19 protein-coding genes are annotated in these 23,549 nt (G+C 71.3%); 7 read left to right on the plus strand and 12 right to left on the minus strand.

Features of this window, described 5'->3' with window-relative positions; genetic code table 11:
• Positions 1-86: 86 nt before the first annotated feature.
• The 3 genes from ACWCRB_RS33730 to ACWCRB_RS33740 all read right to left on the minus strand — a co-directional run bounded on the left by ACWCRB_RS33730 (position 87) and on the right by ACWCRB_RS33740 (position 4,783).
• Positions 87-2,273, minus strand: coding sequence for a 3-hydroxyacyl-CoA dehydrogenase NAD-binding domain-containing protein (locus ACWCRB_RS33730; RefSeq protein WP_450999686.1), 2,187 nt, complete (start codon positions 2,271-2,273; stop codon positions 87-89).
• Positions 2,274-2,385: 112 nt separating this feature from the next.
• Positions 2,386-3,600, minus strand: coding sequence for an acetyl-CoA C-acetyltransferase (locus ACWCRB_RS33735; RefSeq protein WP_450999687.1), 1,215 nt, complete (start codon positions 3,598-3,600; stop codon positions 2,386-2,388).
• A gap of 46 nt (positions 3,601-3,646) precedes the next feature.
• Positions 3,647-4,783, minus strand: coding sequence for a CaiB/BaiF CoA transferase family protein (locus ACWCRB_RS33740; RefSeq protein WP_450999688.1), 1,137 nt, complete (start codon positions 4,781-4,783; stop codon positions 3,647-3,649).
• Positions 4,784-5,015: 232 nt separating this feature from the next.
• Between ACWCRB_RS33740 and ACWCRB_RS33745 the strand changes: the two genes are divergently transcribed.
• Positions 5,016-6,203, plus strand: coding sequence for a saccharopine dehydrogenase family protein (locus ACWCRB_RS33745; protein ID WP_450999689.1), 1,188 nt, complete (start codon positions 5,016-5,018; stop codon positions 6,201-6,203).
• 20 nt (positions 6,204-6,223) lie between these two features.
• On the opposite strand, the gene mmpA is transcribed toward ACWCRB_RS33745, so the two are convergent.
• From mmpA to ACWCRB_RS33765, 4 genes are all read right to left on the minus strand, one after another.
• Positions 6,224-6,370, minus strand: coding sequence for a morphogenic membrane protein MmpA (gene mmpA / locus ACWCRB_RS33750; protein WP_369031014.1), 147 nt, complete (start codon positions 6,368-6,370; stop codon positions 6,224-6,226).
• Between the two features lie 69 nt (positions 6,371-6,439).
• On the minus strand, positions 6,440-7,150 hold the full coding sequence (locus ACWCRB_RS33755) for an endonuclease V (RefSeq protein WP_450999690.1): 711 nt from the start codon (positions 7,148-7,150) through the stop codon (positions 6,440-6,442).
• A gap of 34 nt (positions 7,151-7,184) precedes the next feature.
• Positions 7,185-7,511 (minus strand): plasmid stabilization protein, encoded by a 327-nt coding sequence (locus ACWCRB_RS33760; protein ID WP_450999691.1) that lies wholly within the window; start codon positions 7,509-7,511, stop codon positions 7,185-7,187.
• Positions 7,512-7,557: 46 nt separating this feature from the next.
• Positions 7,558-8,625 (minus strand): WD40/YVTN/BNR-like repeat-containing protein, encoded by a 1,068-nt coding sequence (locus ACWCRB_RS33765; protein ID WP_450999709.1) that lies wholly within the window; start codon positions 8,623-8,625, stop codon positions 7,558-7,560.
• 272 nt (positions 8,626-8,897) lie between these two features.
• On the opposite strand from ACWCRB_RS33765, the gene ACWCRB_RS33770 reads away from it, so the two are divergent.
• The 4 genes from ACWCRB_RS33770 (at position 8,898) to ACWCRB_RS33785 (ending at position 13,241) form a co-directional block, all read left to right on the plus strand.
• Complete coding sequence (locus tag ACWCRB_RS33770; RefSeq protein WP_450999710.1) at positions 8,898-9,257, plus strand: SsgA family sporulation/cell division regulator; 360 nt, start codon at positions 8,898-8,900, stop codon at positions 9,255-9,257.
• Positions 9,258-9,549: 292 nt separating this feature from the next.
• Positions 9,550-11,166 (plus strand): ABC-F family ATP-binding cassette domain-containing protein, encoded by a 1,617-nt coding sequence (locus ACWCRB_RS33775; protein WP_450999692.1) that lies wholly within the window; start codon positions 9,550-9,552, stop codon positions 11,164-11,166.
• A gap of 114 nt (positions 11,167-11,280) precedes the next feature.
• A complete protein-coding gene (ddaH, locus tag ACWCRB_RS33780) occupies positions 11,281-12,057 on the plus strand; it encodes a dimethylargininase (RefSeq protein WP_450999693.1) in 777 nt (258 codons plus the stop codon).
• Between the two features lie 206 nt (positions 12,058-12,263).
• Positions 12,264-13,241 carry an acyl-ACP desaturase gene (locus tag ACWCRB_RS33785; RefSeq protein WP_450999694.1) on the plus strand — a complete coding sequence of 326 codons (978 nt, stop codon included), beginning with the start codon at positions 12,264-12,266 and terminating at the stop codon, positions 13,239-13,241.
• Positions 13,242-13,325: 84 nt separating this feature from the next.
• Here the strand turns inward: ACWCRB_RS33785 and ACWCRB_RS33790 are convergent, their stop codons facing one another.
• The 3 genes from ACWCRB_RS33790 to ACWCRB_RS33800 all read right to left on the minus strand — a co-directional run bounded on the left by ACWCRB_RS33790 (position 13,326) and on the right by ACWCRB_RS33800 (position 17,464).
• A complete protein-coding gene (locus tag ACWCRB_RS33790) occupies positions 13,326-13,535 on the minus strand; it encodes a hypothetical protein (protein WP_450999695.1) in 210 nt (69 codons plus the stop codon).
• Positions 13,536-13,773: 238 nt separating this feature from the next.
• Positions 13,774-17,130, minus strand: a complete 3,357-nt coding sequence (locus tag ACWCRB_RS33795) for a hypothetical protein (protein ID WP_450999696.1) — start codon at positions 17,128-17,130, stop codon at positions 13,774-13,776.
• A 79-nt stretch (positions 17,131-17,209) separates the two neighbouring features.
• Positions 17,210-17,464, minus strand: a complete 255-nt coding sequence (locus ACWCRB_RS33800; RefSeq protein ID WP_235473542.1) for a WhiB family transcriptional regulator — start codon at positions 17,462-17,464, stop codon at positions 17,210-17,212.
• Positions 17,465-17,778: 314 nt separating this feature from the next.
• Between ACWCRB_RS33800 and ACWCRB_RS33805 the strand changes: the two genes are divergently transcribed.
• Complete coding sequence (locus tag ACWCRB_RS33805; RefSeq protein ID WP_450999697.1) at positions 17,779-18,573, plus strand: VOC family protein; 795 nt, start codon at positions 17,779-17,781, stop codon at positions 18,571-18,573.
• Positions 18,574-18,668: 95 nt separating this feature from the next.
• Here ACWCRB_RS33805 and ACWCRB_RS33810 read toward each other — a convergent pair whose 3' ends face one another.
• Together ACWCRB_RS33810 and ACWCRB_RS33815 are read right to left on the minus strand one after the other, a co-directional pair.
• Entirely contained in the window at positions 18,669-19,679 is a 1,011-nt protein-coding gene (locus ACWCRB_RS33810; protein ID WP_450999698.1) for a LacI family DNA-binding transcriptional regulator, read from the minus strand.
• 96 nt (positions 19,680-19,775) lie between these two features.
• Complete coding sequence (locus tag ACWCRB_RS33815; RefSeq protein ID WP_450999699.1) at positions 19,776-20,810, minus strand: multicopper oxidase domain-containing protein; 1,035 nt, start codon at positions 20,808-20,810, stop codon at positions 19,776-19,778.
• A 221-nt stretch (positions 20,811-21,031) separates the two neighbouring features.
• Here ACWCRB_RS33815 and ACWCRB_RS33820 point away from each other — a divergent pair, with 221 nt between their 5' ends.
• Entirely contained in the window at positions 21,032-23,512 is a 2,481-nt protein-coding gene (locus tag ACWCRB_RS33820; RefSeq protein WP_450999700.1) for a ThuA domain-containing protein, read from the plus strand.
• Positions 23,513-23,549: the final 37 nt, after the last annotated feature.

Below are 23,549 nucleotides of genomic sequence, written 5' to 3' on the forward strand. Positions count from 1 at the left end.
GTCAGCCCCTCCGGCGTTTGAGGAGCGGGGGTTCGGGGGCAGCGCCCCCGAGGATGGGACGGGTAAGGGCGGCGGGGGCGAAAGAACTAGCGGTCCCCGAACCGCTCCCCCTTCTCCGCCCTCTCCACCAGCAACCCCGGCGGAGCGAACCGCTCCCCATACCGCTCCGCCAACTCCCGCGCCCGCGCCACAAACCCCGGCAGGCCGCCCTCGTAGCCGTTGATGTACTGGAGGACACCCCCGGTCCACCCCGGGAACCCGATCCCGAAGATCGAGCCGATGTTGGCGTCGGCGACCGACGTCAGTACGCCCTCCTCCAGCAGCCGCACCGTGTCCAGCGCCTCCGAGAACAGCATCCGTTCCTGCATGTCCTTGAAGGGGATCTGTACCCCCTCCGCGCCCTCTCCGCGCCCGAAGTGCTCCCTCAGCCCCGGCCACAACCCGGCCCGCCTGCCGTCCTCCCCGTACTCGTAGAACCCCCCGCCCCCACTCCGCCCGGTACGCCCGAACTCGTCCACCATCCGGTCGATCACCGCCTCCGCGGGATGCGTCGGCCACGTACCGCCCGCCTCCTCCACCGCCCGCTTGGACTCCGCCCGGATCTTTCGCGGCAGCGTCAGCGTCAGTTCGTCCATCAGGGACAGCACCTTCGCCGGGTAGCCCGCCTGCGCCGCCGCCTGTTCGACCGACGCGGGCTCGATGCCCTCGCCGACCATCGCGACACCCTCGTTGATGAAGTGCCCGATGACCCGTGAGGTGAAGAAGCCGCGTGAGTCGTTGACGACGATCGGGGTCTTCCTGATCTGGCGGACCAGGTCGAAGGCGCGCGCCAGCGCCGCCTCCCCCGTCCGCTCGCCCTTGATGATCTCGACGAGCGGCATCTTGTCGACCGGCGAGAAGAAGTGCAGTCCGACGAAGTCGGCCTGGCGTTCGACTCCCTCGGCGAGGGCGGTGATGGGCAGCGTGGAGGTGTTGGAGCAGAGCAGCGCGTCCGGGTCGACGATGTGCTGGATCTCCTGGAACACCTTGTGCTTGAGAGCCGAGTCCTCGAACACCGCCTCGATGACCGCGTCGCAGCCGGCCACGTCCTGCGGGTCGGCGGACGGCGTGATGCGGGCCAGCAGCTCGTCCGCCTTCTCCTGGGTCGTACGTCCCCGGGAGACGGCCTTCGCGCACAGCTTCTCGGAGTAGTTCTTTCCCCGGGCCGCCGCTTCCGCCGACACGTCCTTCAGGACGACGTCGATGCCCGCGCGGGCGCACGAGTATGCGATGCCCGCGCCCATCATCCCGGCGCCCAGCACCGCCACCTTGCGCACCGGGCGCGGCTCGAAGCCCTTGGGGCGGTTGGCGCCCGAGTTGACGGCCTGGAGGTCGAAGAAGAACGCCTGGATCATGTTCTTCGAGGTCTGTCCGGCGGCCAGTTCCACGAAGTAGCGGGCCTCGATGACCTGTGCGGTCTCGAAGTCGACCTGGGCCCCCTCGACGGCCGCCGCGAGGATGGCGCGCGGGGCCGGGTAGGGCGCGCCGTTGGTCTGCTTGCGCAGGTTGGCGGGGAAGGCGGGCAGGTTCGCCGCGAACCTGGGGCTGGCGGGGGTGCCGCCCGGGATGCGGTAGCCGGGCTTGTCCCAGGGCTGCTGCGACTCGGGGTTGGCGTCGATGAAGGCACGGGCCTTGGCCAGCAACTCGTCCTGGGTGGCGGCCACTTCGTCGATGAGGCCGTTCTTCAGGGCGCGCGCGGCACTGTACTGGGTGCCCTGGAGCAGCACCTTCAGCAGTGCGTCGGCGATGCCCAGCATGCGTACCGTACGGACGACCCCGCCGCCTCCGGGGAGGAGACCGAGGGTGACCTCGGGGCAGCCGATCTTCGTGCCCGGCGTGTCCAGCGCGACCCGGTGGTGGCAGGCCAGCGCGAGTTCGTAACCGCCGCCCAGGGCCGCGCCGTTCATCGCCGCGACCACCGGCTTGCCCAGGGTCTCGATGCGGCGCAGGTTCCGCTTGATGGCGAGGCCGCCGTCGAACAGTTCCTGGGCCGTGTCGGGGGTGACCCGGATGAGGTCGCGCAGGTCGCCGCCCGCGAAGAACGTCTTCTTGGCGGAGGTGAGGATGATGCCGCGGATCGTGTCCTTCTCGGCCTCCAGACGGTCGGTGACCACCGCGAGGGAGTCCCGGAACGCCTGGTTCATGGTGTTCGCGGACTGGTCGGGATCGTCGAGGACGAGGGTGACGAGACCGGTGCGGTCCTGCTCCCAGCGGATGGTGGTGCTCTGTGTCATGACGGGGATCTCCGTAGAAGCTCAGAAGTCTCTTGATGCCGCCGAATCCCTCGAATCCGCCGCTGTGAACTACCCGGCCGATTCGGCTGATTCAGCTGATTCCGCCGGGAGTTCAGACCCGCTCGACGATCGTCGCGATGCCCATCCCGCCGCCGACGCACAGCGTGGCGAGGCCGTACCGCTTGTCCTGGCGCTCCAGTTCGTCGACGAGCGTGCCGAGGATCATCGCGCCTGTGGCGCCCAGCGGGTGGCCGAGCGCGATGGCGCCGCCGTTGACGTTGACCTTGTCGAGGGAGAGGCCCATGTCGCGGGCGAAGCGGAGGACGACGGCCGCGAAGGCCTCGTTGACCTCGACGAGGTCGATGTCGTCGATGGTCAGCCCGGCCTTGGCGAGCGCCTTGCGGGTGGCGGGCGCCGGGCCGGTGAGCATGATGGTCGGCTCGGAGCCGCACACTGCGGCGGAGACGATCCGCGCGCGCGGACGCAGCCCGTAGCGCTCACCGACCTCCTTCGAGCCGATGGCGACCAGCGAGGCGCCGTCCACGATGCCGGAGGAGTTGCCCGCGTGGTGGACGTGGTCGATCTTCTCGACCCAGTGGTACGTCTGGAGGGCCACGGCGTCGAAGCCGCCCAGGTCGCCGATGTCGGCGAACGACGGCTTGAGCCGGGCCAGGGAGTCGGCGGTGGTGCCGGGGCGCAGGTGTTCGTCGTGGTCGAGGACGACGAGGCCGTTGCGGTCCTTGACCGGGACGAGGGACCTTTCGAAGCGGCCCGCCTTCACCGCGGTCGCCGCCCGCTCCTGGGACAGGGCCGCGTACTCGTCGACGTCGCGCCGCGAGAACCCCTCGATGGTGGCGATGAGGTCGGCGCCGATGCCCTGCGGCACGAAGTTGACGGCCAGGTTGGTCATCGGGTCGTTGAACCAGGCGCCGCCGTCCGAGGCCATCGGCACCCGGGACATGGACTCGACGCCACCCGCGAGGACGAGGTCCTCCCAGCCCGAACGCACCTTGGCGGCGGCCATGTTGACGGCTTCCAGACCCGACGCACAGAAGCGGTTCTCCTGGACGCCGGCCACCGTGTCCGGCAGTCCCGCGACGACGGCGGCGACGCGCGCGATGTCGGAGCCCTGGTCGCCGACCGGTCCGACGACGCCCAGCACGATGTCGTCGATCGCGGCCGGGTCGAGGTCCGGGAAGCGGTTCCGGATCTCGTGGATGAGGCCCACGACGAGGTCGACGGGCTTGGTGCCGTGCAGGGATCCGTTCGCCTTGCCGCGCCCGCGCGGGGTGCGGATCGCGTCGTACACGTACGCTTCGGTACTCACTGGAGGGCCTTTCGGGGTGGGGTGGGCGAGCGGGCGTCGGCCGGGGTCAGCCGCCATCCTGCAGGAGTCGGGGCACGTCCCAGTCGCGCGCCACGTCCGCCGTGTCGGCGCCGGGCTGGGCGGGGCCGCTGTGGATCGACGTGTGGGTCACGGAGAAGCGGGGCGCGGGGGCGGGCTGGGTGATGCCGCCGTGGTCGGTGAAGGTGCCGCGGGCGGCCAGGTGCGGGTGGTGCGGGGCCTCTCGCAGGGAGAGGACGGGCGCCACACAGGCGTCGGAGCCCTCGAAGACCGCGGTCCACTCGTCCCTCGTACGGGATTTGAAGCGCGCGGTGACGGCCTCGCGCAGGTCGTTCCAGCGGGCGATGTCCTTGCGGGCGGCGGAGTGGCCCTGGATGCCGAGCAGGTCGAGGAACTCCTCGTAGAACTGCGGTTCCAGCGCGCCGACCGCCATGTACCGGCCGTCGGCGGTCTCGTAGGTCCCGTAGTACGGGCAGCCGCCGTCGAGGAGGTTGGCGCCGCGCCGGTCCTGCCAGCCGCCCGCCGCGAGCATGCCGTGGAGCATCGTGGCGAGGTGGGCCGCGCCGTCGACGATCGCGGCGTCCACGACCTGCCCGGCACCCGTCACGCGCGCGTGGTGGAGGGCGGCGAGGACACCGACGACGAGATAGAGGGAGCCGCCCGCGTAGTCGCCGAGGAGGTTGGCCGGGGCGGGCGGCGGGGCGTCCGGGCTGCCGATCAGGCCGAGGGTGCCGGTCGGGGCGAGGTAGGCGATGTCGTGCCCGGCGCGGCGGGCGAGCGGGCCCTCCTGGCCCCAGCCCGTCATCCGGCCGTAGACGAGCCTCGGGTTGCGGGCGTGGCAGGTCTCGGGCCCGACGCCGAGGCGCTCGGCGACACCGGGGCGGTAGCCCTCGACGAGGATGTCGGCGCGGGCGGCGAGGTCGAGGACGCGGGAGGGACCGTCGGGCGCCTTCAGGTCGACGATCACCGACCGTTTGTTGCGGTTCGTCACGTCGTACTCGGGATCGATGGCGAGTCCGGTGCCCCCGGGCCGGTCGACGCGGACCACGTCGGCGCCCAGGTCGGCGAGGAGCATGGCGGCGAACGGACCGGGCCCGATGCCCGCCAGCTCGACCACCCGCACGCCCGCGAGCGGACCGCTGCCCGCCTCCCCTGCCACCGACATCGAGCCCCCACTCCCGTCACACAACCGACATGACACCAGCGATGCTAGGAACGCCCCGCTGCTCCGCACAAGGCTTCGCCGGGCACATATTAAGCAAGCGCTTGGCCAAAACTCCCTCGTTCCGGCCGCGGCCGGCCGACGAATCGACGACGGACCGGGCGCACGACCCCACGCCCCCTCACGCTAGCCTCGACCACCGACAACGGCGCGGGACCGCACAACGAGAGGTGTCATGAGCAGGCCGAGCAGAATGGAACGCCCGTACGACATCGTGCTGTTCGGAGCCACCGGCTTCGTCGGCGCGCTCACCGCCGAGTACCTCGCCGCGCACGCGCCCGACGGTCTGCGCTGGGCGGTCGCCGGCCGCAGCCGGGACAGGCTGGAGTCGCTGCGCGAGCGCCTCGCGGGCATCGGCAAGGCCGCCGAGGTCGGGGTGCTGGAGGCGGACGTGTCCGATCCGGCGTCGCTGCGCGCCCTCGCGGGGCACGCGCGCGTGCTGGCCACGACCGTGGGCCCCTATCTGACGTACGGCGAGGAACTGGTCGCCGCCTGCGCGGACGCCGGCACCGACTATCTCGACCTCAGCGGTGAGCCGGAGTTCGTGGACCTGATGTACGTCCGGCACGACGCACGCGCGCGGGAGACCGGCGCCCGACTGGTGCACGCGGCCGGTTTCGACTCCGTCCCGCACGACCTGGGCGCGTACTTCACCGTCGCCCAGCTGCCCGAGGACGTGCCGCTGACCGTGGACGGGTTCGTGCACGCCGACGCGATGTTCTCGGGCGGCACCTTCGCCTCGGCGCTCAACCAGTTCTCCCGAGGACCGCAGATGCTGGCCGCCGCACGCGACCGCCGACGGCACGAGCCCCGGCTGCTGGGCCGCCGGGCGACCGCCCCCACGGGCACTCCCCGGTACGCCAAGGAGGTCGACGCGTGGGCGCTGCCGCTGCCCACCATCGATCCGCAGGTCGTGGTGCGTTCGGCCCGCGCACTGGAACGGTACGGCCCCGATTTCCGTTACCGCCACTACGCGGCGGTACGGCGGCTGCCCTTCGCGCTGGGCGGGGTCGCCACCGTCGGTGCGGTGTTCGTGGCGGCCCAACTGCCGCCCGCGCGGCGCTGGTTGTCCGGGCGGCTGCAGCCCGGTGACGGGCCGAGCGCGGAGCGGCGGGCGAAGAGCTCGTTCACGGTGCGGTTCGTGGGCGAGGGCGGCGGCCGGCGGGTGTTCACCGAGGTCGCGGGCGGCGACCCCGGCTACGACGAGACGGCGAAGATGTTCGCCGAGTCGGCGCTCTCCCTGGCCTTCGACGACCTCCCGCCGACGTCCGGGCAGGTCACCACCGCAGTGGCGATGGGCGACGCGCTGATCGACCGCCTGCGCAAGGCGGGGATCACGTTCCGGGTGGCGTCGAGTCGCTGACGGACGGGCCCGTCAGAGGTTCACTGGGCCCAGCCGGTGACCGTGTAGATCATGCCGAAGATCCAGGCGAGTCCCGCCAGTACGGCGACGATCAGCGCGGCCGTGACGGCCCGCTCGACGGGCTGGGCGGGGCTGGCGGCGGGCTTCGGGGCGCGGTGCGTGGTCATGGACACAGCCTGCCGACAGCTCCGGCCCACAGACATCCGTACAGATACTCAGAACACATACTCAGATGATCATTTGGGTCCGTCACCGGCGGCTTCCTTCAGTGCCCGTCGGCACAGGGCGTCCGCCCGGCGGGTCGTCTCCGGGAGGCGGTAGTCCGGGGTGAGCGCCAGGACGTGGGCGCAGGCCGTGTCGAGGGTCGTGCGGTGGCCGACCGAGACGAACACCGGCTTGACGGCGTCCCGGGTGCGCAGGGCGCGGCCGACCTTCTCCGGGCCCGCCAGGAGCGGGGCCGCCGATCCGCGCGGGGCGCCCGGCTCCTCGTACGTGAAGGTGAACGGGTTCTTCGCGACGCCGATCGTCGGGAGCCCGGTGAGAACGCCGAGGTGGCTGGCGAGGCCGAAGCGGCGCGGGTGGGCCAGGCCGTAGCCGTCGCAGACGACGAGGCCGGGCGGTAGGGGCAGCGCCTCCAGGGCGGCCAGGACCGCCGGGATCTCACGGAACGCGAGCAGGCCGGGCACGTACGGGAAGGGGACCCGTCCGACGGCCGTGGCCTCGGCGACGACGTCGAGACTCGCCGCGTCCAGGACGACCGCGGCGGCCACGACGAGGTCCCGCTCGTCGTCGTAGGCGACGTCGACGCCCGTGACGTGTCCCGTCCCGGCCGGCGGTCCCGGCTCGTCGAGCACCACCCGCAGCCGCAGCTCGTCCTGGACCGCGCGGGCGGCCTCCTCGGTCGTGGGCCAGTCCGCGGGAATGGGTACGCTCGTCGTCAGCTCCATGGTGACGACGAGCGTACGGCCCCCGCGGCGCAGGTCACTTGCCGCCCAGCGCCCGCTTCAGCTGCTCCTTGTTCATGTCCGAGCGGCCGTGCACGTTCCGCCGCTTGGCCTCCTCGTAGAGCTGGTCGTACGTCGGCCCCTGGGCGCCCTTGTGCGAGCGCTGACCCCCACGCTTGCCGGACGACATGTCCTGGATGGACGTACGGCTGGCGGTCTTCGACTCGCCGGCGCGGGCGCGTTCCTTGTTGACGGTCCGCGCGGCGATCTCCTCGGCGCGCTTCTCGCTCTCACCCCGGTCGAGGGCGCTCTCCTTGATGTGTTCGTACTGGCGTTCTCGCTTCGGGCTCGCACCGCGTGGCATGGCCGTTCACTCCCTTCGCTCGGGTCGGTGAACGGGTACCCAGGCCTCACGATTCGAGCCGTGCCACGCGCCCCTTCTCCCCGGCGGCCCAGCAGCCCAGGTCGGGGGTGCAGTCCACGGTGTCGTACGAGCCCGTGTCGACGGTCTTCCAGGTGCGCCCGGCGTCCGTGGTGAGGTCGGTGCCGCTTGGGCCGACCGCCAGCGCGGCCGTGCGGCTGTGCGGGAGCCAGGCGACGCCGGAGCGGTAGGCGGGTGGGGGCGTGGCCGAGGTGGTCCAGGTACGGCCGCCGTCCGTGGTGACCGCTCCCGCGCGCGGGGAGGCCTGGTCGGCGCGGTAGTCGCCGCCGACGGCGAGTCCGTGCGTACGGTCGCGGAAGGCGAGCGCGAAGACGCCGCGCGCCCCGTCGCCCGCCGGGATCGGCGTGTCGGAGGCGGTCCAGGTGAGCCCGCGGTCGGCGGAGTGCAGCACACGCGCGCGTGCACCCCCACCCGTGGCCAGCCAGACATCGCGCGGCCCGGAGCTGACCAGGCACTGCCCGCTCGCCGCGAAGCCCGCCTCGCCCTCCAGCGCGGCCGGCATGCCGCCATTGGGCAGCACCTTCCAGGAGCGTCCGCCGTCGCTGGTGGAGAGGATGCGGAACTTGCCGTCCACCGGGTCGCTCATCGCGAGGCCGTGGCTGCGGTCGAAGAAGGTGAGGCAGTCGTAGAAGGCCCTGGCGTCGGTGTTGCGGAAGGACTCGGTCCAGGTCGTGCCGCCGTCGTCGGTGCGGTAGACGCGGGAGGCCTCGCCCTCGCCGATTGCCAGGACCACGGCCCGCCGGGCGTCGAACGCCTCGATGTCCCGGAACTGGAGTTCGGCCGCCCCCGGCGGAGAGACGTTCCGCCAGCTCGCCCCGCCGTCGGTGGTGCGCAGTACGGTGCCCGCCGTGCCGGCGACCCAGGCGGTGTTCCGGCTGACGGCGGACAGTCCACGGAACCGGACGTCGGCGGCGCCGCTGTCCTTCGCCGCCCAGTGCGGAGCCCGTTGCCCGGCGCCTGTCGCCTCGTACGCCTGCGCGGGGGCGGCCAGTCCGGCGGCCACGGCGGCGAGTGCCGCCGCGTACGCGCCCGCCATCACGGCCCGCTTCGTCCGGCTCGCCCGTATCGTCCGTCCCGGCTGTCGCTTCGCGCTCAAGATCCTCATGGCGGGCGAAAGTAGCAGGGAATGAACTCGGTGACAGAGGTCACTAGAAATTCAGGTGCACTGATTGGCTCATTCCGGCGTCTCCTTCAGTGTGCGGCCCGTTCCATCCAGGAGTCCGGCCAACCGTCACAAGGGAGCAGGCGTTGTCCACCACCGTCATCGAACAACTCGTAGAGGCCCGTCTCGTCGCCGCCGCACCGCGGATGCCGAGCATTCCCGCAACGCTCACCTACGACCGCAGCGACCCGTTCGCGGTCCGGATGACCTTCCCCGCGCCGGCCACGCTGGAGGGCGTCGAGGTCTGCTGGACGTTCGCCCGCGAACTTCTCTCCGACGGCATGCGGGAGCCTCAGGGCCACGGCGACGTCCGGGTGCGGCCGTACGGCTACGACCGTACGGTCCTGGAGTTCCACGCCCCCGAGGGCACCGCGGTCGTCCATGTCCGCTCGGGCGAGCTGCGGCGCTTCCTGACGTCCACGACCGAGCTGGTGCCCGTCGGCCTGGAGCACCTCCAGACCGACCTGGACCACGACCTGGCGGAGCTGATGCGCGACGCCCTGTGACAGCCCCGCTCGATGCCTTTAATGCTTTGACAGCCTGAAACGCCTCTTCCTACGCTGACAGCGGTCCTGTTGCCGTCGATTGGAGAAGGACGTTGCTCTACTGAGGTCCTGAGACACCGCGCCCCACACCCTCCAGTGGTGTGTCCGCGCAGCGTGCGACCTCGGTGTTCGAGCCGTCCGTGCCTCCTTCCGGAGCAGGGCCTTTCTCGTGTCACCCGGACACTCCCGCCCGCCGCCCGTCGGTGTCTCGATACGCGCTTGCCCAGACCCCATCAAGCAACCGCGAGGCCGTATGTCCGCCACCACCTCCATCGCCGTCACCTCCCTGTCCTTCGCCTGGCCCGACGGCACCCCCGTCTTCGAGGGCCTCGACGTCGCCGTCGGCCCCGGCCGCACCGGGCTCGTCGGCGTCAACGGCTCAGGAAAGTCAACCCTGTTGAAGCTGATCGCCGGTCAGCTCCGCCCCGCCGACGGCATCGTCCGTGTCGCGGGCGAGATCGGCTACCTCCCGCAGAACGTCACCCTCGACACCGCCCTGCGCGTCGACGAGGCCCTCGGCATCTCCGCCAAGCGGGCCGCGCTGCACGCCATCGAGGCGGGTGACGTGGCCGAGGGGCACTTCGAGACGATCGGCGACGACTGGGACGTAGAAGACCGCGCCCTTGTCACGCTCGGCGAACTCGGGCTCGGGCACATCGAGTTGGACCGTACGATCGGCGAGATCTCGGGCGGCGAGTCGGTCCTGCTGCGACTGGCCGCACTGCTCCTCGACCGTCCGGACGTCCTCCTGCTGGACGAACCGACCAACAACCTGGACCTGTACGCGCGTCGACGCCTCTACACGGCCGTCTCGTCCTGGCCCGGGGTGATGGTCGTCGTCAGCCACGACCGTGAACTCCTTGACCTGGTCGACCAGATCGCCGATCTGCGCTCCGGCGAGGTCACCTGGTACGGCGGCAACTTCTCGGCGTACGAGGACGCGCTCACCACCGAACAGGAGGCGGCCGAACGGATGGTGCGCGTCGCCGAGGCCGACCTGAAGAAGCAGAAGCGTGAACTGGCCGACGCACAGGTCAAGTTGGCCCGCCGCAAGAAGTACGGGCAGAAGATGGCCGAGCAGAAGCGCGAGCCGAAGATCGTCATGGGGGCGCGCAAGCGGTCCGCCCAGGAGTCGGCGGGCAAGCACCGCATCATGCACGAGGAGCGGCTCGCCGGCGCGAAGGAACGGCTCGACGAGGCCGTGGACGCCGTACGGGACGACGACGAGATCCGCGTCGACCTGCCGTACACGGCCGTACCGCCGGGCCGTACCGTACTCACGCTCCTGGACCTGGAGTTGGCGTACGGAGCGAGCGTGGGCTCGTTCGATCTGCGCGGGCCCGAGCGGGTCGCGCTGATCGGGCGGAACGGGGCCGGCAAGACGACCCTGCTGCGGACGATCTCCGGGGAGCTGGCCCCGGTCTCCGGGGAGGCACGCGCGCACGTGCCGCTGCGTTTTCTGCCGCAGCGGCTCGACGTGCTCGACGACGAGCTGACCGTCGCCGAGAACGTGGCCCGGTTCTCGCCCGCCGCCACCAACAACCGGGTCCGTGCCCGGCTGGCCCGCTTCCTGTTCCGGGGCGCCCGCGCCGACCAGCGGGCGGCGACCCTGTCTGGCGGTGAACGCTTCCGCGCCGCCCTGGCCGCCCTGATGCTGGCCGAGCCCGCGCCCCAGCTGCTGATGCTGGACGAGCCGACCAACAACCTGGACATGGCGAGCGCCCGACAGCTCACGACGGCCCTGGAGTCGTACGAGGGCGCGCTGATCGTCGCCAGCCACGACCTGCCGTTCCTGGAGTCGATCGGGATCACCCGGTGGCTGCTCCTGGACGGCGAACTGAGGGAGATCGGCCCGGAGGAGGTGGGGTGACGCGAGTGTCCTGGGCGGACGTGCGGGCCCCGTTCTGACCTCCGGGGCTTTTGTCCGCGCCGACCCGCCCTGCATGATGTGCGCGGACGCCCCCTGCGATTCGGAGTTCCGCCCGTGCCCAGCAAGAAGGCCCTCATACGTCGCCCCAGCCCACGCCTGGCCGAAGGCCTCGTCACGCACATCGAGCGCGAGGAGGTCGACGCGGATCTCGCCGCCCGGCAGTGGGAGGCGTACACGGAAGCCCTGCGCACGCACGGCTGGGAGACCGTCGAGGTCGATCCGGCGGACGACTGCCCGGACTCGGTGTTCGTCGAGGACGCGGTGGTCGTCCACCGGAACGTCGCGCTGATCGCCCGGCCCGGCGCCGCGTCCCGGCGCGGTGAGACCGGCGGTGTCGAGGAGGCGGTGGCCCGCCTCGGCTGCTCGGTGAACTGGGTCTGGGAGCCGGGCACCCTGGAGGGCGGCGACGTCCTCAAGATCGGCGACACCCTCTACGTCGGGCGGGGCGGGCGGACGAACGCCGCCGGGGTGCAGCAGCTCAAGGCCGTGTTCGAACCGCTCGGCGCCCGGGTCGTCGCCGTACCGGTGAGCAAGGTGCTGCATCTGAAGTCGGCGGTCACGGCGCTGCCGGACGGGACCGTGATCGGGTATCCGCCGCTGGTGGACACTCCGTCCCTCTTCCCGCGCTTCCTGCCGGTGCCGGAGGAGTCGGGGGCGCACGTGGTGCTGCTGGGCGGCGGAAAGCTGCTGATGGCGGCGAGCGCCCCGAAGACGGCCGAACTGCTCGCCGACCTCGGCCACGAGCCGGTGGTCGTCGACATCAGCGAGTTCGAGAAGCTCGAGGGCTGTGTGACATGCCTCTCGGTGAGACTGCGCGACCTGTACATCTGACCGGGCGATCGGGGTACCCGTTCGGCCCTGGACCTGCGGGTCCGGGCCGTGGCGCGTTATCGGCACGCATCGGCGTGTACCCGCTGATCAGCGGTCTTTACAACACCCTTAACCTACGGTGTCGTAACCTACGGGAACGTAGCCTACGATGCCGTAGGTTGAGTTCCGTCCCCCGCAGTCCGCTCGCACGTCATTCTGGAGCATTCATGACGATCACTTCTCCGCACCTCGGCAGTCCGTCCGGCGCCTGGACCGACGCCCGGCTGCTGTTCGCCCTGGAAGAAGTGGTCGAGACGGAACTCAACCGGCATCTGAAGGTCGCCAAGGACTGGATGCCGCACGAGTACGTGCCGTGGAGCGACGCCCGCAACTTCCCCGGTTTCTTCGAGGACGGCGAGGCCTGGGGCAAGGAGCAGTCCAAGGTCACCGAGCTGGGCCGGATCGCCCTGGTCGTCAACCTCCTCACCGAGGACAACCTCCCCAGCTACCACCACGAGATCGCCAGCCTGTTCGGCCGCGACGGCGCCTGGGGCACCTGGGTGCACCGCTGGACGGCCGAGGAGGGCCGGCACGGCATCGTGATGCGCGACTACCTGCTCGCCTCGCGCGCGGTCGACCCGGACCAGCTCGAAGCGTTCCGTATGCAGCACATGGCAGAGGGCTTCGAGTCGGACAACCGGCACTCGATGCTGCACTCGGTGGCGTACGTCGCCTTCCAGGAGCTGGCCACCCGCGTCTCGCACCGCAACACGGGCCACCAGTCCGGCGACCCGGTCTGCGACCGCATGCTGGCCCGCATCGCGACCGACGAGAACCTGCACATGGTCTTCTACCGGAACCTCCTGAAGGCCGCCTTCGACCTCGCGCCCGACCTGACCATGCAGGCGGTCCGTGACGTGATCGTCAACTTCCGGATGCCCGGTCACGGCATGCCCGGCTTCGAGCGGGCCGCCGCGCAGATGGCGATCGGCGAGGTCTACAACATGCGCATCCACCACGACGACGTGCTCCAGCCGGTCCTGCGCCACCTGAAGGTCATGGACATGAGCGACCTGGGCCCCGAGGGTCTGCAGGCGCAGGAGGAGCTGGGCATGTACATGGGCGGCCTGGACGCTGAGGCCTCCAAGTTCGACGAGAAGCTCGCGGCCCGCAAGGCCCGCATGGCGGCCCGCGCCGCCGGCTGACCCGCCTCGCGATCTCGGCGCAGGCGATCCCGCCCGACCCGCCTTTCTGCTGGGGGTCCGGGTGCCGCCCCCCCCCGGGAAATCTCAGCCGTACGCCGTCACCTCGTCCAGCGCCGCGTCCCGCACGTCGGCCTCGGGGTGGCGGCGCAGTGCTGCCAGGCACTCGCGCCAAGGCACTGCCCAGCCCGTACGGCCGCCCACCGCGCCGACGACGGCCGCCCCGAACACCGGTGATCCCGGCGACCCCGGCGGGCCCGCTTGCCCGCCGGAGGCCCGCAGCGGAGCCGCCGGCATCACAGCCCCCGCGAAGACTCACTCGTACGCCGTCACCTCATTCACCGCCGCGTCCCGCACGTCGGCCTCGGGGTGGCGGCGCAGTGCTGCCAGGCACTCGCGCCAGCGCAGTGCCCAGTCCGTACGGCCGCCCAGCACCCCCGGCGACGGCCACCGCGATCACCGGTGATCCCGGCGGGCCCGCTTGCCCGCCGGAGGCCTGCGGCGGAGCCGCCGGCATCACAGCCCCCGGGAAGGCTCACTCGTACGCCGTCACCTCCTCCAGCGCCGCGTCCCGCACGTCGGCCTCGGGGTGGCGGCGCAGTGCTGCCAGGCGCTCGCGCCAGGGCGCTGCCCAGTCCGTGCGGCTGCCCAGCGCTCCGACGACGGCCACCGCGAGCAGGCCCTCGGCATGGCCTCCGTGGGTGGTCAGACGGTCGACCTCGGCCAGCAGTGCCTCGGGGTCGCCCTCCTGTTCCCGGCTCTCCAGGCGTGCGCCGAGTTCACCGGCGGTGCGGACGGCGAGGGCGGGGCGGCCTGCGGTGAGCGCGGCCAGCTGTCCGAGGTGGGGCGGCCGGGCGTCGAGGTCCAGGTGGTGCGCCGCCAGGGTCGCGGCCTGCGGGACGTGGGTGTCGTACTCGGCGAGCAGCTCGCTTGCGGCGAGGGCGGCGGGTCGGAAGGCTTCGGTGGTCGGGCGGCCGTGCTGGACGAGGCAGGAGACGACGTACTCCACACGCCGGCGGGCGGGACGGTCGCGCCGCTCCCCCGCTTCCAGGTCGGCGTCGTCGGCCGCCGGGTGCTCGGCGAGGGTCCGCAGGGCCTCCAGGAGCCAGTGCGCGCCCTGCGGGGAGCCCTCGGCGACGGTCACCAGGCCTCTGGCCGCCACCTGCCAGTTCGTCCGGTCGTCGAGGTTGGTCGCGGCCCGGACCAGCACCGCGGGGGCGTCCGGCGACCAGGGCGTCCAGTGGGCCAGGGCGCCCAGGGCGAGGGCCGCGGTCTCGGGGTCGTCGGTGGCGCACACGGCGTGCACGAGGTGGGCGTAGCGCTCGCGGTGAGGTTCGGGCAGGTCGAGGGGGTGGACCCGCAGCACGGCCCGGCGCAGCACCGGCTCGGCGCCGGCCGCGTCGCGCAGCACCTCCCAGACCGGTTCGTGCGCCACGAGCGCGCCCGCGAAGGCCACACACGCCGTACGGACGTCACGGTGGGCGCCGGGCCGCCCGTACGTCTCGCAGAGCAGCGTCGCGGCCGACCGCGCCGGGAGACGGGTCGCGGCCAGCCGGACGGCCTCCTTGCGGCTGGTCACCTTCACGTCCGGCGCGCGCAGTACCTCCGCCAGTTGTCCGGCCAGCAGCGACGGCGGCGCGTAGCGGGAGGCGCGGGTGGCCGCGTAGACGGCGACGCGGGCCCGGTCGCCGCCAGCGTGCGCGAGCAGTTCGGGGAGCGCCTCGTGCGGCCGGTCGGTGCGGGAGAGCGCGGCGAGGGCCGCCTCGGCGAGGACGACGTCCCCGGAGCCGGTCCACGAACGTACGAGCGCGGCGCCGAACTCCGGGACGTACGCGGCCTGTTGAATCGCGCCGACCCGCCGGTACAGCGGCAGCGCGGAGTCGTCGGCGACATCCGCCAACTGGCGTACGACATCCCGCTGTTGGCGGGGGAGCCAACGCCTGAGGTCATGGTGGACCGGTGCGGTCCAGGGTTCACGCTTCGACAGGAAGCGGCCGTACGGCGGGGTCTCGGCGAGGAACGGATCGACCAGATCGGTGCGGCGGCGGGCCAGGACGCGCCACACCAACGGGAGTGCTCCGGCGGAGGGTTCGTGGGCCAGGATGCGCGCGACGCGCTCGTCGCGGGTGGCGTGCGGCTCCAGCCAGAGGTCGATCGCCGTGCGTACGGTCGCGTCCTTGCCGCCGTAGCGGATCGCCTGCCAGAGCAGGTCCTGGAGTTCGGGCATGCCGGCGGCACGGCGTCCGACAGCCCGGGTGAGGGCGAAAGCGAGGCTGTAGTCGGCCTTTTCGGCACCTGCCTCGATCCAGGGTCGCAGCGCCTCGTACACACGGTGTTCTTGGCCGCGCACGAGGGTCCGGTCGAGACGGCCGAGGTCGGCGGTGCCGGTGTGGCCGGTGATGCGGACCAGGGTGCGCAGCGCCCAGTTCACCAACTCCCTCGGCCCGCCTGCCGCGTGCTCGCGCAGCACCCCGAGGGCGAGGGTGCTGAGCCGCTGCCGGGTCAGGGCGGAGGAGTCCCGGGCCTCGACAGCGTCGGCGGTGATCCGGTCGAGGTGCGGTTCGGCGTCCTCGGTGAACAGTGCCGCGCGGACGTCGGCCAGCGCCCCCAACGCGGCCGAGCGAACGGGGTCCTGCTCGTTCCGCAGCCGTCCCATGTCCGCCAGTACGGCGGTGACGGCGTCCGGGGCGGCGGAGCGCTCGGCGTTGCGGATCAGCAACGGCCAGGCCAGGGCGCGGTCTTCGGCGGCGGGGCGGCGGGTGGCGTCGATGAGCGCGGGGCGTGCCTCGTCGACGGGCAGGAACGATTCGACGAGGAGCACGGTGTGCCAGGCGGCGCCTCGCTCACGGGCGGCGGCGGCCATCCGGCGGGCCTCGTCGGGTGCGTGGGTGCGCGGCAGCGCCGCCAGGATGGCGTGGTCGACGGTGGCGGAAGCCGTACCCCGCCCTTCCTGCACAGCCGTGAGGAAGGCGTGGCGCCGGCCGGGCGGCATGGCGGCGAGCAGCACCGGGAGGTCTCCGGAAGCCGCCAACACCTTGCCGTAGGCGAGGAGTTCGGGGGCTCCGGAGCGGGCCAGTGTGCGCAGCACGGAGGTGTTCAGCGAGCGCACACCCACACCGGCCCAGCCGGGCGTGCCGAGCAGGCGCAGTACGCGCTCGGGAGCCACGGCGGCGAACAGGCCCATGCGGGAGGCGAGTTGACGGGGGAACACCCTGGGCGGCCGTCGTTCCAGGAAGCCGAGGACGCGCAGCGGATCATGCGGTGCGACGGCGGCCACGGCTCCGCCGAAGGGCTCCCACCAGGAGTCGTACAGCGCGGTCGGCAGTTCGGCCAACTCCCGTTCCAGCACGTCGAGCAGGAGGTCAGGATGGCGTCGGGCGAGCGCCCGAGAGCCGTCGAAGGCGTGGAACATCTCGGGGAGCAGCCGCGCCACCGTCTCCGACGAACACCCGGGCAGCAGTCGTGCCGCCTCGGTGTCTCCCCAGTCCTGCCGTACTCCGTCCAGCAGCCGGTCGGCGAGTGCGGTGCGCCCGCCCGCGACGATCGCGCGCAGCAGGTCCCGGCGTACCGTCTCGGAGGCGTCGATGAGTCCCGACTCGTAGGCGGAGTCGGGGACTTGGAGGCTGTCGGCGACCTGAAGGGCATGGCCGCGCACAAAGGGGTCGGGATCGGCGATCCGGTCCGCGATCCATTCGGTGTCGCGCCCGACGGCCGCGGCGACGATCGCCAGGTCACGTCCGTACGACCCGCGTTCCTCCAGCTCCGTCAGCACCGGTCGCAGCGGTGTGAACTCCCGTGCGCGTGCGGCGAGTTCGCGCATGCGCTGCGGATACGGAAGCGGGTCGAGAGCGTTCAGCAGGCTGTCGACCTGCTGGTGCGGGGTACGGAGCATGAGCTGGATTGTGCCCGCTCGGCAGCGGTCGGCGTACGGGAATTGCCGTCCGAGAGGTCAGTGGGAGGTGGGCGGGAGGTCAGTGGGAGGTGGGCGAGGTGCGCCGGAGGTGGAGCCGTTCCTTCTCGGAGAGGCCGCCCCAGACCCCGAACCGTTCGTCGTTGCTGAGCGCGTACTCCAGGCAGGCGGGGCGCATCTCGCACATCCCGCAGATGCGCTTCGCCTCGCGCACCGAGCTGCCCGGCTCGGGGAAGAAGAAGTCGGCCCCGGTCTCCGCGCACAGGGCCTGCGCCTGCCAGGCGCTGTCCATCGGGGTGATCGTCTCGTAGTGCATGCACGAGATCGTGCCGGACGGTGAAAAACGTTCGCTCAACGTCCGATCAACGCCGGACACCGGGGCCGTCCGTCGCGGGGCCCCGGCATCCCGCCGGTCGCACGATCATGCTCCCGCCGGATGCGCGAGCGCACGGCGGCGCGCGGAACGTGTTGGAACAAGGCGCGCCTCCGTCCTCACCCAGGGTGACAGCCTCCAGCGCCCGCCACCCCCTGTGGCACTCCGGCAGCGATTGTCAGTGGGCGGTGCAAGACTCGGCAGAGCAGGCAACGGGGGCTCCGCATGAGGGTGGGGCCCCACAGAGGAGGGCAATGATGCTCACCACCCGTTTCGTGACCGGCGCTCCCAACTGGATCGATCTCGGCACCCCCGACATCGAGGGCGCCACCGCCTTCTACAGTGCGCTCTTCGGCTGGGACTTCCGGTCGGCGGGCCCCGAGGCCGGCGGGTACGGCTTCTTCCAGCTGGGCGGAAGGACCGCCGGGGGCGGCATGCAGATGACGGAGGAGCAGGGGGGTGCGCCGTCCTGGACGGTGTCCTTCCAGACCCCGGACGTCGACGCCACCGTCAAGGCCGCCGAGCAGGTCGGGGGCGCCGCGCCGATGCCGGCCATGGACGTGATGGACGCGGGCCGGATGGCCGTCCTCACCGACACCGCCGGCGCCGTCTTCGGCCTCTGGCAGCCCGCCCGGATCAAAGGCCTCGAAGTGACCGGCGACCCCGGCTCCCTGTGCTGGGTCGAGCTGTACACGACAGACGTACCCAAGGCCGCCGCGTTCTACGGCACGGTCCTGGGCCTGGAGACCTCGGCGGTGCCCTTCCCGGGCGGCTCGTACACCTGCGTGAACCCGGCGGGCACCGGTGAGGACGGGATGTTCGGCGGCGTCATCGACATCGCCGACGACCCGACGGGCACGGAGACCACCCCGTACTGGCTCCCGTACTTCGAGGTCACCGACGCCGGGGCGACCGTCGCCAAGGCCCAGGAACTAGGCGGCCAGGTCCGCATGCCGGCCACGGAGGTGGAGGGCGTAGGCACGATCGCCAAGCTGACGGACCCGTACGGAGCCCGGTTCGCGGTGATCAAGAGCGTGCCTACACAGATGTAAGGAGGGCCCCAAGGGCGCGCCCCAAAGGGGCGCGGGGAACTGCGCGACCAGCCCCCACCGGCCGGTGGCAAACGAACCACCTGTCCCGCGGAGCGCTACGCGGAGTCTCGCCGAACAAGCGTCGTCGGCAGCACCACACTGGCCGCCGCATCCACCCCACCCTCCAACAACAGCCGCGCCATCAACCTCCCCATCTCCTCGATGGGCTGCCGCACCGTGGTCAACGCAGGATCCGTCTGCTCGGCGACAGCCAACATGTCGTCGAACCCGACCACGGCGACATCCGACGGCACCCGCCGCCCACGTTCACGCAGAACACGCAGAACACCCGAGGCGGCGAGATCGTTGGCGGCGAACACGGCGTCCAAGTCCGGACGCCGGTCCAACAGTTCACGCATCGCGCGCTCCCCGCCGGCCGGCGTGAAGTCGCTCTCGGCGATCAGTCGCGGGTCGGCGTCGGGCGCGACCTCCCGGAACCCGTCGAGCCGGTCCGCCGCAGAGGTCTGGTCGAGGGGGCCCGTGACGTGCGCGATGCGTGTCCGCCCGAGGTCGACGAGATGCTGGACGGCGGCCCGGGCGCCGCCCCGGTTGTCGCTGTCGACGTACACGGCGTCGCGCGTGCCCTCGCTCCAGCCGGGCCGGCCGCCGAACACGGTGGGCACGCCGGCACGCTGGACCATGCCGGGCAGCGGGTCGTCGAGGTGCAGGGAGAAGACGAGCGCGCCGTCGACATGCCCGCCGGCGAGATACCGGCCGACGCGGGAGTGGTCGTCACGCCCTTCGGTGAGCAGCAGCACGAGCTGGGAGTCGTGGGCGGTCAACTCCTTGCTGATCCCCCGGAGTTGGAGGGCGAAGAACGGGTCGGCGAAGACCCGGGTCTCGGGTTCGGCGATGACGACGGCGACGGCGTCGTGCCGCCGGGTCACCAGGGAGCGGGCCGCCTGGTTGGGCACGTATCCGAGTTCCTCCACGGCCTGCCTGACCCGTTCGACGAGGGGTTCGCGTACGCCGTCCCCGCCGTTCACGACCCGCGACGCGGTGGCCCGGGAGACCCCTGCCCGTGCGGCGACGGCCTCCAGGGTGGGACGCGACGCGGTTTCGGTCACTTCGGGGCTCCTCATCGGCGGGTTGCCGATCAGGATAGTCCCGGCCGGGCACCGGATGAGAGCGCTCTCGGACCCGGTGCGTACTCGTGCGACAGGTCAGTGCTCGTGCGACAGCTGCGACTCCCCCGCCCCGTCCGCCGCAGCACCCGAAGCACCCGTAGCGCCCGCCGCACTCGCCGCACCGTGCGGCTCGTACCCGGGAATCGTCCCGTCCGTCTTCTTCACCAGGAACAGCCCCGCCATCCCCATGTCCGAGTGGCTCTGCACATGGCAGTGGTACATCCACGCGCCCGCGCCGACCCCCTCCCCCGCGATCACCTGGAAGCCGAAGGAGTCCGCCGGGCCCACGATCTTGTTGTCGAGGACCTGACTCGGGTCGTCGGGGCCGGTGAGCAGGCCGGTGCGGTTGTCCGCCCAGCGGTGACCGTGCATATGGAAGGTGTGGTAGTACTCGCCGTGCGTGATCATCACGAACTCGACGCGATCTCCCACCGTGGCCTCGAAGTTGGGGCTCTGATGGCCGGGCCGGTTGTTGATGGTCATGTCGTTGAAGACGATCGTGTACGTCGTGTCCGGGAGGATGTCTCCCTTGCGCCGGACGATCACCGGGCCGTAGAGGCCCTTGCGGATGCCGCCGGTGCCGTGTTCGGTGCCGACGACATGGTCGTGGTAATGCCAGTAACCGGCGCTGCCCGCCCGCCAGGTGCCGTCAGTACGACGGCCCGGGGAGTGGGTGCGCCAGGTGTAGGTGCGGCTGCCGCCCGGCTCGACCTCGCTGCGGCTCAGTTTCGTGCCGTCGCTGGAGATCTCGTAGTCCAAGCCGTGGACGTGCAGACTCACGGCCACGTCCGTCGTGTTCTCCAGCGTGATGTGCGCCGTGTCGCCCTCGTTCAGCTCGATCAGAGGGCCGGGGACGGACGCGGTGCCCTTCGCGAAGCCGTAGCCCATCTGCCCGTCGGCGAGCCGCTCGGCGTACAGCTGGATGTGCCGTACCTCGCCGCCGGCCGGGGCGGTCCTCGGGGGCAACGCGGCTGCGGCGGTCGCGCTGCCGGCCTCCGGAGTCACCGACAACGATGTCGCGACGGCGGCGCCACCGAGCAGCACACGCCGGTTGAAGTCACGTCTGTCCATGCCGAACTCCCCACCCTGGTAAGGAAGATGCGCAGCGGGAACGAGAGGAACCGCTGAGACGGTAGCGGCCCGTCACTCGTTTATCCACACTCAGGACAAAGTTCGTGCCATCCCGGTCATACCTCTTGGCGAGCCACCCAAAGAGGTCTAGCTTCCTTGGCGTTTGCTGTGACCGAAGAGGGGTGGGTGACCACGTGCGGTTCACATCGCATCAAAAACCTATGGCCTTACGAGGGTTGAGCGGGCGGAGACGAACCTGGGCGGCCACCGTCGCCGCCACGGTCGTCACCGCCGGGCTGCTGTCGGGGCCCGCCGCGAGTGCGCGGCCGGCCCCGGACCCGTCAGTGACAACGATGTCCGTCAAGTCGCCGCCCGGCGGCAGCGGTGTACGTGTCCTGGTCTTCCACGGTTCGGCGGCGGCCGGGGACGAGTCGCCGGTCGTCAACGCCGGGATCGAGGCGATCGAGCGGATCGGGCTGTCCGGCCCGGTGGAACAGCGCTACGAGGTCGAAGCCACAGGCGACGCCTCCGTGTTCACGGACGGGGCCCGACTCGGGACCTTCAACGCGATCGTCTTCCTGACCGGGGGCGGTGACGTCCTCGACCCGGAGCAGGAGGCCGGGCTGGAGACATACATGGAGGCCGGCGGCGGTTTCGTCGGTGTCCATGACGCGGCCCGGGCGGAACCGTACTCCGACTGGTTCACGGGGTTGGTGGGCGCCCGACCGGCGGCCACGAGCCCAACGGCCGTGCAGCGGGCGACCGTTGAGGTCGGTGACCGTCGGCATCCGGCCACCAAGGATCTGCCGGTGCAGTGGAAGCGGCCGGACCAGTGGCTGAACTGGGTGAAGAACCCGTCCGGCGAGGTGCACACCGTGGCCCGGGTGCGCGAGTCGACGTACACGCCCGGTGCGAGCGCCAACGGCTGGGACCACCCGGTGAGTTGGTGCCGTGACTACGACGGCGGACGTTCCTTCTACACCGCGATGGGCGGCACGGTGTCGTCGTACGACGAGACGGACTTCCGTACCCATCTGCGCGGGGCGCTGCTGTGGACGACCCGGCTGGCCCAGGCCGACTGCAAGGCCACCATCAACGCCAGTTACAAGGCGGAGCGGCTGACGCAGCCCAACCAGGCGGGGCAGAACGACCAGATCGGTGAGCCGCACGGGCTGGTGACCGCGCCCGACGGGCGGGTGTTCTACATCGGCCGGGGCGGCGCCGACTCCTCCCAGCCGGTGATCACCGACTGGAACAACCCGAACATCGGCAAGGGCAAGGGACAGATCCACGTCTACGACCCGAGGACCAAGAAGGTCACTCTGGCGGGCGAGTTGAGCGTCTTCGGCAACAAGGGCGGCGGGGACGAGCTGATCAAGGTCGAGGAGGGGCTGCTCGGGATCGAGCTGGATCCGTCCTTCGAGCGCAACGGCTGGGTGTATCTCCACTACACGCCCCACTCGCGGATCAACCGTGACACGAGGATGGCCGAGCGGTACGTCTCCCGCTTCACGCTGGACCTGACCACCAACCGGCTCGACCTGAACAGCGAGAAGGTGCTGCTCAAGTGGCCGGTGCAGATCCACAGTTGTTGCCACTCGGGCGGCGGGATGGCCTGGGACTCCAAGGGCAATCTGTACATCGCCACCGGTGACAACAACTCCAGCCAGTTCAGCGAGGGTTACTCCGGCAACAACCCCCAACCCGCCTACAAGGGGGTGTCGTTCGCCGACGCCCGGCGCACCGCCGGCAACACCAACAACCTCAACGGCAAGATCCTGCGCATCCATCCGGAGGCCGACGGCACGTACACGCTGCCCCAGGGCAACCTGTTCACGGGCCAGGAGACCGACGAGGGCGGTGGCAAGACCCGCGGTGAGATCTATGTGATGGGGGTCAGGAACCCGGCCCGTATCGCCGTCGACAGGACGACGGACACGTTGTACGCGGGCTGGGTCGGACCGGACGCGAGCGCGCCGTCGACGACCTGGGGTCCGGCGAAGTACGACACGTTCGCCGTCATCACCAAGGCGAGCAACCGGGGTTGGCCGTACTGCATGGGCAACAAGCAGCCCTATCGTGACCGCAATCTGCCCGACCCGTCGAAGCCGCTGGGCTGGTACGACTGCGACCACCCGAAGAACGAGTCGCCGAACAACGACGGTCTGGTCAACCTGCCGCCCATCACCGGCAACAACATCTGGTACTCGCCCCAGGGCGGCGCCCCCGACTTCCCGCGCGACGCGAACGGCATCCCCTCCTACAAGCAGGCGGAGAGCACGTATCTGCTGCCGTGGCTGAAGGGCGGCGGCCAGGCCGCGATGAACGGCCCGGTGTACCGCTACGACGCGGCGAGCGCGAGCACGACCAAGTGGCCGGCCTACTGGGACGGCAAGTGGTTCGTGGGCGACTTCTACGACGCCGACCAGCCGCGCAACGCGGTGCTCACCGATCCGAAGACCCAGGGCGACGGCGGACTGCCCGTCCACTCCGAGTCGTTGAAGAAGATCGTGCCGATCGGGAACGACGGCATCAAGAACCTCATGGACTGGAAGTTCGGTCCCGACGGCACGCTGTACGTCCTCGACTACGGCCGGGGTTTCTTCACCTCGGACGCCAAGTCGGCGCTGTGGCGGGTCACTTACACCGGCGGGGGCCCGACGCCCGCGGTCGGCGATCTCGCGAGGGGAGCAGCGGAGTGACACGCGGACGCAGACACCTCTGGACGGCCCTGTTGGC

It is taken from the genome of Streptomyces sp. NPDC002156 (assembly GCF_053593675.1).

Bases quoted from the DNA above. Each gene is read 5' to 3' on its own strand.
- ACWCRB_RS33820 (WP_450999700.1), top strand. From the start codon at position 21,032: ATGGCCTTACGAGGGTTGAGCGGGCGGAGACGAACCTGGGCGGCCACC.
- ACWCRB_RS33815 (WP_450999699.1), bottom strand. From the start codon at position 20,810: ATGGACAGACGTGACTTCAACCGGCGTGTGCTGCTCGGTGGCGCCGCC.
- ACWCRB_RS33795 (WP_450999696.1), bottom strand. From the start codon at position 17,130: ATGCTCCGTACCCCGCACCAGCAGGTCGACAGCCTGCTGAACGCTCTC.
- ACWCRB_RS33745 (WP_450999689.1), top strand. From the start codon at position 5,016: ATGAGCAGGCCGAGCAGAATGGAACGCCCGTACGACATCGTGCTGTTC.
- ACWCRB_RS33785 (WP_450999694.1), top strand. From the start codon at position 12,264: ATGACGATCACTTCTCCGCACCTCGGCAGTCCGTCCGGCGCCTGGACC.
- mmpA (WP_369031014.1), bottom strand. From the start codon at position 6,370: ATGACCACGCACCGCGCCCCGAAGCCCGCCGCCAGCCCCGCCCAGCCC.
- ACWCRB_RS33755 (WP_450999690.1), bottom strand. From the start codon at position 7,150: ATGGAGCTGACGACGAGCGTACCCATTCCCGCGGACTGGCCCACGACC.
- ACWCRB_RS33770 (WP_450999710.1), top strand. From the start codon at position 8,898: ATGCCGAGCATTCCCGCAACGCTCACCTACGACCGCAGCGACCCGTTC.
- ACWCRB_RS33765 (WP_450999709.1), bottom strand. From the start codon at position 8,625: ATGGCGGGCGCGTACGCGGCGGCACTCGCCGCCGTGGCCGCCGGACTG.
- ACWCRB_RS33730 (WP_450999686.1), bottom strand. From the start codon at position 2,273: ATGACACAGAGCACCACCATCCGCTGGGAGCAGGACCGCACCGGTCTC.
- ACWCRB_RS33760 (WP_450999691.1), bottom strand. From the start codon at position 7,511: ATGCCACGCGGTGCGAGCCCGAAGCGAGAACGCCAGTACGAACACATC.
- ACWCRB_RS33775 (WP_450999692.1), top strand. From the start codon at position 9,550: ATGTCCGCCACCACCTCCATCGCCGTCACCTCCCTGTCCTTCGCCTGG.
- ACWCRB_RS33740 (WP_450999688.1), bottom strand. From the start codon at position 4,783: ATGTCGGTGGCAGGGGAGGCGGGCAGCGGTCCGCTCGCGGGCGTGCGG.
- ACWCRB_RS33800 (WP_235473542.1), bottom strand. From the start codon at position 17,464: ATGCACTACGAGACGATCACCCCGATGGACAGCGCCTGGCAGGCGCAG.
- ACWCRB_RS33805 (WP_450999697.1), top strand. From the start codon at position 17,779: ATGCTCACCACCCGTTTCGTGACCGGCGCTCCCAACTGGATCGATCTC.
- ACWCRB_RS33790 (WP_450999695.1), bottom strand. From the start codon at position 13,535: ATGCCGGCGGCTCCGCTGCGGGCCTCCGGCGGGCAAGCGGGCCCGCCG.